Raw genomic sequence first — 446 nt, forward strand, 5'->3', positions numbered from 1 at the left:
GAACGGTCCGTCGAGCAGACGCGACGGACCGTTCGTCGCTTTCCACCACCGATTCGGCGAGGGCGCCGGCGTTGATCGCGACGAACGGTCCGTCGCGTCTGCTCGACAGGTCATGCAGGGCCCGCGCGACCACCTCCTTGCCGGCGCCGGTTTCGCCAAGGACCAGCACGTCGGCCTGGATCGCCGCCAGCGAGCCGACCTGCTCGCGCAGGCGCTGCATGCCGGCCGAGCGTCCGATCAGGCGCCCATGCAGTTCGTGGCGTTCGGCCAGGGCCAGGCGCAGGGTGCGGTTCTCCAGGACCAGCCGGCGCACCTCCAGGGCGCGGCGCACGCTGTCGAGCAGGGCGTCGCTGGGGAAGGGCTTTTCCAGGAAGTCATAGGCGCCGCCGCGCATGGCCTGGACCGCCAGCGGCACGTCGCCGTGGCCGGTGATCAGGATCACCGGC

General features: G+C 71.7%; 1 pseudogene. It reads right to left on the bottom strand.

From position 1 onward, the window contains the following. Positions 1-446 (bottom strand): annotated as a pseudogene (dctD, locus tag FLO80_RS23885) (two-component system response regulator DctD); the annotation flags it as partial.

Origin of the sequence: Aquicoccus porphyridii (genome assembly GCF_008369105.1) — a bacterium.
GTDB lineage: Bacteria > Pseudomonadota > Alphaproteobacteria > Rhodobacterales > Rhodobacteraceae > Aquicoccus > Aquicoccus porphyridii.